The organism is Pseudomonas sp. PB106 (assembly GCF_009764645.1).
GTDB lineage: Bacteria > Pseudomonadota > Gammaproteobacteria > Pseudomonadales > Pseudomonadaceae > Aquipseudomonas.
The window spans coordinates 21,383-32,308 of record NZ_RWIM01000205.1; the positions used below are offsets into that span (position 1 = coordinate 21,383).

At 57.1% G+C, this 10,926-nt stretch carries 6 protein-coding genes; 4 read left to right on the forward strand and 2 right to left on the reverse strand.

Annotated elements, in window-relative coordinates:
- Nucleotides 1-75 precede the first annotated feature (75 nt).
- Complete coding sequence (locus EJA71_RS25135; RefSeq protein ID WP_158960389.1) at nucleotides 76-1,464, reverse strand: hypothetical protein; 1,389 nt, start codon at nucleotides 1,462-1,464, stop codon at nucleotides 76-78.
- A 291-nt stretch (nucleotides 1,465-1,755) separates the two neighbouring features.
- Nucleotides 1,756-3,207 carry a pyruvate kinase gene (gene pyk / locus EJA71_RS25140; protein WP_122589649.1) on the reverse strand — a complete coding sequence of 484 codons (1,452 nt, stop codon included), beginning with the start codon at nucleotides 3,205-3,207 and terminating at the stop codon, nucleotides 1,756-1,758.
- Nucleotides 3,208-3,379: 172 nt separating this feature from the next.
- On the opposite strand from pyk, the gene EJA71_RS25145 reads away from it, so the two are divergent.
- The 4 genes from EJA71_RS25145 to EJA71_RS25160 all read left to right on the forward strand — a co-directional run bounded on the left by EJA71_RS25145 (nucleotide 3,380) and on the right by EJA71_RS25160 (nucleotide 10,760).
- On the forward strand, nucleotides 3,380-3,766 hold the full coding sequence (locus tag EJA71_RS25145; protein WP_064391841.1) for a tol-pal system YbgF family protein: 387 nt from the start codon (nucleotides 3,380-3,382) through the stop codon (nucleotides 3,764-3,766).
- 231 nt (nucleotides 3,767-3,997) lie between these two features.
- Nucleotides 3,998-4,357, forward strand: a complete 360-nt coding sequence (locus EJA71_RS25150; RefSeq protein WP_158960391.1) for a PilZ domain-containing protein — start codon at nucleotides 3,998-4,000, stop codon at nucleotides 4,355-4,357.
- Between the two features lie 161 nt (nucleotides 4,358-4,518).
- The gene (locus tag EJA71_RS25155) at nucleotides 4,519-7,227 is read left to right on the forward strand and encodes a hypothetical protein (protein WP_158960394.1); all 2,709 of its coding nucleotides are present in this window, start codon (nucleotides 4,519-4,521) and stop codon (nucleotides 7,225-7,227) included.
- A 146-nt stretch (nucleotides 7,228-7,373) separates the two neighbouring features.
- Nucleotides 7,374-10,760, forward strand: coding sequence for a Tc toxin subunit A (locus EJA71_RS25160; protein ID WP_256671809.1), 3,387 nt, complete (start codon nucleotides 7,374-7,376; stop codon nucleotides 10,758-10,760).
- Nucleotides 10,761-10,926 lie beyond the last annotated feature (166 nt).

A 10,926-nucleotide genomic window follows, 5' to 3' on the forward strand; every position in this document is an offset into this window, starting at 1 on the left:
ATTGGGTCAGTCGACACATCTTCCAGAGCAGAAAACAAAAAGCCCCGCCATTCACATGGTGGGGCTTCTAATTGCCTAAGGAATCAGCGCTCGACCAACGGCATAGTCGTAAAACGGCGCGCCCGGTTCGTAACTCTGAATGTCGAACAGTACTTTGCTCTCGGTAAAGGCTGACGAGTGATAAACAAAATTCGTTGCCTGCTCAAAGATTAAAGAGCCAGTACCATTGCCGAAATTTTTATCAAGCGTGCCGTTATCCAAAAAACGTGAAACCACGTAATGGGTTTTCGATGAATCCTCGATATTGACAAGTCCCGCTGTCAGGAAACTGCCATTCGGCTGGAATTGAGCGTTGGTCCATGCAGCACTGGATGAATTGATGGTGGTAAAGACGGGTTTTCCGCTATTGAATTGTATGTTGCTGGAGCCATCAGCCTCACGGCTGATTAATACAGCGGATATCTCGCTCTGGTCGTTGTTGAGTGCCAGACCCAGGCAGAGCAATCGATTGTTGGGTTGCTTTACGGTTTTTTCGAGCAAGAAAAAATGACCCGGGGTTTCGTGCATTATCTGCAGAAAACCGTTTTGTTGGAATGAAGTATCCAGGTTGCCGTTTTTATCATGTTTTACCATCACGATTGCATCAGGGAAGCTAGAGTAATTAACACGAACCTCACCGCTACAGATGTAGTTCCCATCATCATCAATTGTCAGACTGGAAAGACGCAGGCGAGGGTAGATGGGGTGTCTTACACGTACAAATCCACTTTCATTAAACGTGGTATCCAATAGTCCATGCTGGGTGATACGAATAATCCAACTGTGTTGATTGACAAAATTTCCCGAGTGATGGAGAAGGAAAATGTGTTCTTCAGTCACCGGGGTGTTTTGATAAGCATTACCAGGGTAGATAGTTCTTGGGTGTCGAGATCCACTTCGCAATGAAGCGTCATCCAAAAGCTTCTCATGGTAGGCCGTGCTCAGCGACGTGTCCGCATCTAGGTCAGGAGTATAAAAAACGAACTTTCCCTGCTCCCCGAAAGTTTCATCGATTGTTCCGTTTTCAAGAAAGCGAACAGCGGCAGCGTCCCGCCGTAATGCACCATTTTCATAATGGAAAAGATAGCCGGTTACGAGGATCTTTACGCCGGTAAACGCTATCTGCTCAGCGAAGAAAGATGAACGGTCTGATTTGTAGAAATAGCCGCTAAAGTGACCGTTGTCACCAAAAGTCGTGTCAAGGAGACCGGCATCTGTAAGACGCGTCAACGTGTGAACTGAGTAATTCAAGCCTTCGGAGGCTCTTCCCGCGATATATACCTTATGGTCAGGCCCGACGGCCACGACCTGGGTCGTGTATTCAGGGTAGAGAGGCGCCGGTGATTGAAGGTTGGCAATTCCCTGATCGGCGAAGCTGGGATCGAGTCCAGTATCGGTGCTTCCATGCTGATATTCAGAATTCATCTGTCATGTCTCGATTGAAAGCGAAGGACGCGTGCGCATGAAGGTTTTTTCAGAGTAAGCGCATCCCTATAAGAATGCAGAAGTACTTACTCCGCCAACTGATAGTTCTGACAGGTTTGTTAGAGTTCTTTGTGATTAATTAAATGTTTTAAATAACTTTAAATCGCCGCATCAACATGACGTCTGATCGTTTTCTGATGCAGGGTATTTCCAAGTGGGCATTGCGCGGATTACACGAATAAAAAAGCCCCGCCATTCACATGGCGGGGCTTTTGTTTTTCAGCGCGTCACTCAGACCTGCGGGTCGCCCACGTGCAGGATCTTCATGCCGTTGGTGCCGCCGGTGGTGTGGTAGCTGTCGCCCTTGGTCAGGATGACCCAGTCGCCTTTTTCCACAACGCCGCGCTTGACCAGCTCGTCGATCGCCTTCTGGCTGACTTCGTGCGGTTCGAGCGAAGCCGGATCGAACGGTACGGTGTACACGCCACGGAACATCGCTGCACGCGCCTGCGTTTCACGGTGCGGCGAGAACGCATAGATCGGCACCGAGGAACGGATGCGCGACATGATCAGCGGGGTGTAGCCACTTTCGGTCAGGGCGATGATCGCTTTGACGCCCGGGAAGTGGTTGGCGGTGTACATGGTCGCCAGCGCGATGCTTTCGTCGCAGCGGGTGAATTCCTTGCCGATACGGTGGCTGGAAGTTTTGCCCGTTGGGTGCTTCTCAGCGCCGACGCAGATACGCGCCATCGCTTGCACGGCTTCCAGCGGGTACAGACCGGCAGCGGATTCGGCAGACAACATCACGGCGTCGGTGTAGTCGAGCACGGCGTTGGCCACGTCGGACACTTCGGCGCGAGTCGGCATCGGGTTCTGGATCATCGACTCCATCATCTGGGTCGCAACGATCACAGCCTTGTTGTGGCGGCGTGCGTGCAGAATGATTTTCTTCTGAATGCCCACCAGCTCGGCGTCGCCGATTTCCACACCCAAGTCACCACGGGCAACCATCACAGCGTCGGAAGCCTTGATCAGGCCGTCGAGGGTTTCGTCGTCCGCTACGGCTTCAGCACGTTCGATCTTCGCCACCAGCCAAGCGGTGCCGCCGGCTTCGTCGCGCAGTTGACGGGCGTATTCCATGTCGGCTGCGTCACGCGGGAAGGATACCGCGAGGTAGTCGACTTCCATTTCAGCAGCGAGCTTGATGTCGGCCTTGTCTTTTTCAGTCAGGGCCGGAGCCGTCAGGCCGCCACCGCGACGGTTGATGCCTTTGTGGTCGGACAGCGGGCCGCCGATGGTCACGGTGCAATGCAACGCATCGTCAGTTTGAGTATCAACGCGCATCACCACACGGCCGTCGTCGAGCAGCAGCTCGTCGCCTACGCCGCAGTCTTTGACCAGATCCGGATAGTCGATGCCGACCACTTGCTGGTTGCCTTCGGTCAACGGATGGCTGGTGGAGAAGGTGAACTTGTCACCGATCTTCAGCTCGATCTTCTTGTTGGCGAATTTGGCGATACGGATTTTCGGGCCTTGCAGGTCACCCAGCAGGGCGACGAAGCGACCGTGCTTGGCAGCGAGGTCACGCACCAGCTTCGCGCGAGCCTTGTGCTCGTCGGGGGTGCCGTGGGAGAAGTTCAGACGGGCAACGTCCAGGCCAGCCAGAATCAGCTGTTCGAGAACTTCCGGCGAGTTACTGGCCGGGCCAAGGGTAGCGACGATTTTGGTACGACGGACGGACATGCAAAGACTCCTGAGTTCAAGCGCTAGCGAAGGCTACTATGCTCTTGGGGTGTAGTCATTGTTCGAATGCACTACTTAATACTTTCTTTATTGAACACGACAACTTTGGGACAAACGCGCCTGAAGATTTCCGACCCTGGGTCGATACATTGCTCAAGACAGGAGAACCCTCATGCGATTCGTACCCATTGCCGCCCTTGCCCTCAGCGTCCTCGCCGTCACGGGCTGCACCCGTTGGTCGATGAACCATCATTTGAACAATGCCTACAGCGCCTACGATCGCGGCAATTGCGAGCAGGTCATGCTCGAGCTTTCCAAGGTCGAACGCGCCAGCCGTGCCCGCCCGTACGTCTGGCCGGAAGTGTCGATGATGCGCGGCCAGTGCCTCGAACGGCAGAAAATGTTCGTCGATGCGGCGCAGACCTACCAGTTCATCATGGCCTCCTATCCGAACAGCGAATACGCCTACCGCGCCCGCGCCCGTCTGGAAACCCTGGAAAGCCTGGGCCACTACCCGACGCGCAGCGCCGCAGCCGTGGTGCGCCCGACCCGATTCTGATGACAGTTGTCATACAAATTCTGGCCGGGTGTACAAGCTGAGCTATAGTCGAATGAATCGGTGCTGGACGTGAAGGCCCAGCACCGACGCAACACCTGCGACTGGCAAGTGGTCACGTGACGGCGATGTAGCGACCGTCACACCGGAAGCGGGGAGAGCGGGCCGGCGGTACGGGCCTGTTCCGAAGCAAAGGTGCGGCTCTGTGATGGAGCCCTGCATGGCGAACTGCGCATGTTTACCGACCGGCGGATCGAACGGCATCAGTTGCCGTATTTCCTCAGAGTGTTCAACAGCGTCACCGACAAACCCATCGGCTTTCTGGGAAACGTCTCCGAAGACGGACTGATGCTCATCAGTCAGTTGCCGATGATGATCGGCGTCGATTTCAATCTGCGTCTGAAAATCCCCATGGGCGATGGCTGCCAGCAAGTCGTCGACCTGACGGCGTGTTGCCTGTGGTGCCATGAAGATGCCACGCCGCAGCATTTCGACGCCGGGTTTATCCTGCGACGGCCCCCTGCTGAATATGGGCAGTTGGTGCAGGCGCTGAAGCAGTACTTCAGTTTTCAGGCGTTGCCGGCCTCGGCCTGATTCAAACCTCGCTAGATGTATAGCGATTAGAACAGAACGCCCAGATGCCGCGATACGCTCGCGCCACCCATACCGTTGGTCGGGACTGTCAGCTTTGACAGGTATCCAGCCAAAGACCGTTGCGCCTATAACATCTGCATGTCTGAAAGGAGTGCAGGTTAATGAGTCAGCATCGAGTGGAAGACGAGTCGAAGAGCGTTTTGGCCATTATCGAACCGGCACCGGATATGCTTGTGGCTTCCAGGCTGAGGATATCTGGAACCTGTGCAACTACCGGTGTACTGAAAGTCGTTGCAAGGCAAACGTATTACCCCGCTATTGCTTCAGGCTCTTGGAGGATCGAAGAGGATCTGCAGGACTTCGGCTCGACTGTAATACAGATTACAGCGACCCAAGGTACGCGAAGCGAGACACGCCATGTCTATATCCAGGACTACTCGCAACTACCGCAAATAACCAAGCCTGAAAATGGCAGTTTCTTTTCATCTTCTTTGCGTGTCGAGGGCTTGGCGCTTAGTGGTGCCACAGTCACCGTGAGAGATCCGCGGCAGGGAGCGCTGGGGACGACGACAGTGGGAAGTTTTGGTCATTGGGCATTGGATATCACTCCTGCGGACGGTGAGGTGTCCATCACCGCCACTCAAAATATTTCGACGGGCACGCCGGATCCCAGTCTCCCAGTCAGATTCACAATGGCGGTGGCGACGCCGTCCATTACAGCACCGGATGCAGGTTCGTTGCAGCCGCAGGTCTTTTCCGTTTCCGGAAGCGGCGGCCGCCCGGGTTCTGAGGTCAGGATCTTTCTGGATATGACTCAAAACATGGTCGGCAAGTCATCGACCTTGACGGGGTCTTCCTGGACTGCGTCCGTCAGTCTCGATCCAGGACACGTGTCCCTTGTCGCTCAGCAGTTTTATGGCGGAGTAGGTTCCACTCGTAGCGCTCCTCATGCCTTGAAAATCCAGCCACCCGTGCTGACGCCTATCAAAGTCGAACACCCCACCATTACAACGGCAGAATTCTCCGGTGACGGCTACAGCGGTGCCACTGTCCAGATCACGATCGTCAGCGGTCCGGCCGCTACCCCGCCCCCTCTCGTGGTAGTCAGCGGCGGTAAATGGCAAACAGCCTCGGCGAATTGGCCTTTCGGCTCATACCTATTGAGTGCGGTTCAGAAGGTGTCGGACAACGCCGGCGGCTGGATCGAGTCACTGCCACTCAGGTTCAAGGTTGACTATGCATTCCCCGCTCCGAGTGATGTCACCCATACCGAGGTCTACACACCTGTTTTTTCCGGGAGAGGAGTTAATGGAGCGACGATAAAGCTCTTTGCCGCTGACTGTCTTACGCCCATTGCTCGTGATGTGCGCGTCAGCAATAACCAGTGGTCATCCACAGCTTTGGAAGCGTGGGGCCCGGTCTGGAAGCGAGGGATCCACATCCAGCAAATCCTGGTCGAAGAATGTGCGTGGGTCGACTACGAAGTGAGCATTCCCCCGCTGGCGCCCGACTCGGTCACAGTGGTCGAAAACGACCAGTCACCCCGTATCAGCGGCAACTGCTGGCCAGGCGCGGTGGTCATCCTTGAGTACAACAATGACTTCGTCAAACACAGAACCACGGTCACCGGCGCAACCTGGACCTTTCGCCGCGACCTGCCGTTTACCCCTGACGTAACCCATTCCTTCAGCGTGACCCAGACCTTTGCCTCGCAGACTTCTGTACCGGCCACGGGCAGTTTTACCGTTCGCCGGGCCATGCTCAAACCGCTAATCAGCGTGCCTGCCGAAGGGGCTGAAGTCAGCAGCAACACGACGATCAGCGGCAAGAACGGGATGAGCGGCGCAAGGATGTCGGTGTGGGATGAGCAAATGGGCGACGAGCTCAATTCCAAACAGTTAACCAGCGATGGCGACTGGTCTATCGAGTTGGTAAACCTGAAATACCGCGTGTATTCCCTGACCGCCCGGCAAACACTCGACACTTCCGGGCCTGTCCACAGCGACATTCGGGTCTGCAACGTGGTGCTGTTGCCACCGGTTTTGCTCACACCGGCCGAGGGCCGCGACTTGCCGCGGCACTCAATCCTGTCCGGCACCGGTTGGCCTGGCGCGAGGGTCAGCGTTTGGCTGCAAGGGCGTGACGAACCCTTGCTGGACGAAGTGTCGGTCAATGCCGCCGGGCAGTGGAGCGGGCAGGTGTCGCTGAATCTGGTCGGGAGTCACCGTTTGCGGTTGCGGCAGACCTTCGCCGACCAGGTGTCGAAAGATTTGCTGCGCGATGTCAGGGTCGTGCCATCGACGCCGGTTATCGAGTCGCCGATAAAGGACGCAGCCATCGGCTCGGCTGTGGTGATCAGCGGATTCGGTTATCCCGGCGATACGGTCACCGTGAAGCTTGCGGGCGGCGGTGCGACGTTGGGTTCCGGCCCGGTGCTTGAGGATCGTACGTGGTCGCTGTCGGCAAACATTGACCATCCCGGTGGCCCGGGTGCCCTGACCGTTGAGGCCGCGTCTGGCGATTTCGTCTCTGCGGTCTCCGCGCCACAAGCGGTGCAAATCAACACATGGTTGCCCGTCATCAACGCACCGTCAGCCGGTCGTTGGGTCGCTTTGCCCGTGACCTTCGCCGGGACTGGCAAGGCCGGCGTCGGGCAGGTGGTGAGCTGGTTCAACCCAGACGTGATCTGGGCCGCCGATCTTGCGGTGAGCAACGGCCAGTGGCAGGGCGCAGCCGCGCAACCACTGGCGCCGGGGGGCAACTGGTGCCGCTTTCGGCAGACTTTCGCGGCTGGCACCGACCCGGCCAGTGCCTCTGACTGGACCGAGAGTCAGCGCTTTGAAGTGCTGCCATTACCACCCTCAAGCTAGGCCATTTCCGATGAGCGGTCGTCTCTACTGTCAGTTCTGACAGTAGACGCCGATCCGCATCCCGCGCCCAATGGCATGGACGCAAACAGACCCCCAGCCTCCGCGCGAGGCTGTCCAGGTGGGCAACCGACTCAAGGATTTCGATGATGGCCGACGCAAACGATCGCCCTGCGTTACAGATGCTCAATCAGGCATTTGCTCAAGAGGAGGTGGAAAAATACGCCGCCCTGGCGAGGTATTTCGAAGAGGGCGGCTCCATCTTTCCCTTGATCGAAAAGGGCGTCTCGGGCCTGGTCAGGCAGTTCAATCTCGAGCCGGCACACGCTCGCCAATTGCTGCGGCGGGCCAACAGCATGGCGACTTATCTGCGCCGGCAATTCATTGAGCATAGGTTGGCCGGTGCGCGTGAAGATGAGGATGAGGAGGACGTCGTCGTACAGCCATCCAGCGGACTGCTATCCATGATCCCCGGACCGAGCTTCCAGATTTTGTTCAACCCTCTGTTTGAACAGCTGACCCCGCCGCAGTCTCTGGAGTCCATTACGTCGCCGGTGGCCTATTTGATGGAACTGTTGCGCTGGATCGAGCAGCGCATCGATCCTCAAGGGGTGGCCGAGGACAAGTACCCCTTTCACGAACGGCGCACAGACATCAAGAAACTCTCCGTCGATTACAGTGCCGTGCACAGTTCGGTGTCAGCGGTGGACATCATTGTCCCGGTGCTGGAGACGTTCATTCGAGCCGGCGATGCGGAGATCGAGCTGGACGACAGGTTGTTGGAGGCGCGCTATCCCAATGGGCTGCCGTACTACCAACATTGGGTGTCGATCGACGGCGTTACCCGCCACAACAGCCTGTCGGTAGGGCACCTGGTGCAGAGAACCGATCTGCAGTTTCCCTATTTTCTGCAGACGCAGGCATGGGATGCGGACCTTGCGCGAGGCCTGGCTCACGCCTCGCGGCTTGGGCCTTATCAGCGCGCCATGCTGACTGAGGGGCTGGCTGATTATGACGGGAGGATTGCGTTTTATGAGAAGAATTATGGCGCGCCAGGCACGCAATCCCTGAATCTCGATCAGGTGCCGTTTTTCGGTGAACGAACCAAGCTCGACAGTGAAAAGATCGAGGCGCTGTTTTCGGTACGCGATTACGCGCCGGTCCGCTCGCCTAATGTTGACTTCGATTCAACGAGCCCGCCTCAGTCGCCCGAAAACTGGCGCTCCGGTTCGGTCTACCTGAATGCTAATCAAAGCCCTGCAGTCGGTATCATTTTCACTGGGCTGGTTAATCGTTTGAGCCTGCGCCCCAATGCCGCAAAAGACATTCCCTGTTTTGACCGCATCAACCGCAAGATCCGCCTGGACAACTGGCTCCAGTTGCCCAGCGAACAGACCGACGCCTTGCTGGTCGCCGCGATCAATGCCGAAGCGCGGGGCAACGAAAAAACCGCTGACTGGCAGATCAGCAACAACGTCATTCACGCGCTGGGATTGTTTCAGGCGCTACGCGAGCATCACCAGTGCACGGCGGAAGACTTCGCTGCGTTTATCGATACGATCTCGGTGTATGGCCGGGGTGACAGGGCATCGCATTTCGACAGAGTCTTCAACACCCAAGGCAACTACGGACAACCGTTGAAACTCGATAACGGTGAATTTCCGGTATTGCCCCAGGCGGGTGTCACCGACCTGACCGTCAATCAATTGTGCAGCGGGCTGGGGATTGACCTGCAGACTTATCAGTATCTGGCGGTGGCGATTGCCGAAGCGCGAGGCGATGGTGATCGACTGAAGCGCAACGCGTCGGTGATTTCCAGCTTTTTCCGCCTGGTGAGGCTGCCTCGCCTGTTGGGCATCACGCCGATGGAAGGCGTGTTGATGTTGACGTTGCTGGGGGGGGGAGAGTGGCTCAACGGTTTGGCCGGCGAGCCCGTGATTGATGAGACCAGTCAAACACTGGACGTGCTGTGCCTGATAGATGCCCTGGAAACCTGCATCGATTGGTGTCGCGAACGCGATCTGCCGGTGCTGTGGGTCTTGCAGCACGTTGCGCCACCCGAGGCAGCCAATGTGCCCTCCGAGCAGGACCGGCAGTTGTTCGAGAAAATCGGCAACCTGATCGAGGCCGCCTTGTTCAGTGATGCCCGCTTGCAGATGGCGGGCGTACCCCCATTGCCTTCCGCCAGTTGGCTGGACTTTTTGAGTGGGCAATATGGCGAGGATGCTCCGCTGGTGGACTCTCTAGGTCTGGTGCTCGCTTTCGACGCTGATGAGGAGGCGTACCGGGTGTCCGCGATACGGCGGCTGCAGAAAGCGGTCAAGGAAGGCCTGGGGGACATCGATGCCGAGTTGCTCGCTACCATCGTCGAAAAAATGCTCCGTGTGCTGTTGCAGGTCCGGCAGGTACAGACCTCGGTGGTCAAAGAGTCCCTGGCGGTGTATGCCGGGGTTGGTGCGGAGCAAGCGCTAGCCGTGTTGCATTGGGCCAATTCAGACGGTTACCAGTTCTTGAGGCAAGCGCTGGAGGCCAATGATCCGGACGGCGACGGTACGGTGGTCGGGCCAGTCCTGCCGCAAGACCCGCTGCTCAACTTATTGGCTGATCTACGTCGGCGTAGCGCGGTGGTGGCAAAACTGGATCTGAGTGCGGCACCGCTCCAGGACTATCTCGATTACGGCCATGAAGCCTGGCTGGGCCAAGCGGACAAACACGCCTTTTCGATGAGCACCCTTTACTACTTGAGCGTGCTTGATCGAGCCTTCGGGCTCAGCGAGCAGCCGCAACAGAAGTTGCTGGACTACCTGCGTCAGGTCAATCACCTGCCAGAAGATCTTGGAGCGAATGCAAAGGCACTGGTGCAGAAAGCGGCGGCGATCAGGCTGGCCGAGTTCTTTGGCTGGAGCGTTCAGGAGGTCCGTGAGTGCATCGAGCGGATGAAGCCTGAGGAGAGTCCGCCTGGGCCTCTGATCCTCAAGAATTTGCAACAACTGGACCTGCTGACACGGATTCGCGTGCTCTCGAAGCGCACCAACATGGATGCTTTAACGCTGTTTCTGATTGGCAAATTGTCGGAAGAGGTCAGCCGGGCTGGCTATGCCATTGCCGCAGAACACGCCTTGTTGAGCGTGACCGAGACAGCGATTCCGCCAGCCCAGCTTGATGGCGATCTGAAAAACCTGGTCAGTGCCCACTGCACGCTTGATCAGCAGGATGTCGTGGCGGGCAAACCAGGAGAAAAAGCGCTCTTCACCGTGACGCTCAAGGATGCAACCGGGCAACTTCTGAGCGGAATTCCGATTTACTGGCAAGCCTCATTGGGAACGATCAGCAACGGCGTTACCGGCACGGATGGTGCGCTCAAGGCTCAATACACCCCGGGCAACGTCATGGGCACAGAAACGCCGACGTTCTGGCTGAATTTGATCGATCCGCAGTTTGCTCCTGCTATCAACGTGGTCAGCGACGGCAAGAACCTGAAATTTGTTGGGCCTACGAGCTCTCCGTCACCCACGGGGCCCGTGGGCCTGGGGTAGGAAGTCGAGTTGTACGCCACGTTGCAGGACCAATATTCAAATCCGGGAGCGAACAGGCTGGTGCGGTGGGAGGCGAGCTCATCGGATTCAGAGGACAGATTGAATATCCGTCCTCGTCAGTCATACACCAATCAGGACGGACTCGCTCGAGCGGTGGTTTCCAGCG

Excerpts from the sequence above, each read along its gene's own strand:
- EJA71_RS25135 (WP_158960389.1), bottom strand. The coding sequence starts at position 1,464 with ATGAATTCTGAATATCAGCATGGAAGCACCGATACTGGACTCGATCCC.
- pyk (WP_122589649.1), bottom strand. The coding sequence starts at position 3,207 with ATGTCCGTCCGTCGTACCAAAATCGTCGCTACCCTTGGCCCGGCCAGT.
- EJA71_RS25145 (WP_064391841.1), top strand. The coding sequence starts at position 3,380 with ATGCGATTCGTACCCATTGCCGCCCTTGCCCTCAGCGTCCTCGCCGTC.
- EJA71_RS25150 (WP_158960391.1), top strand. The coding sequence starts at position 3,998 with ATGTTTACCGACCGGCGGATCGAACGGCATCAGTTGCCGTATTTCCTC.
- EJA71_RS25155 (WP_158960394.1), top strand. The coding sequence starts at position 4,519 with ATGAGTCAGCATCGAGTGGAAGACGAGTCGAAGAGCGTTTTGGCCATT.
- EJA71_RS25160 (WP_256671809.1), top strand. The coding sequence starts at position 7,374 with ATGGCCGACGCAAACGATCGCCCTGCGTTACAGATGCTCAATCAGGCA.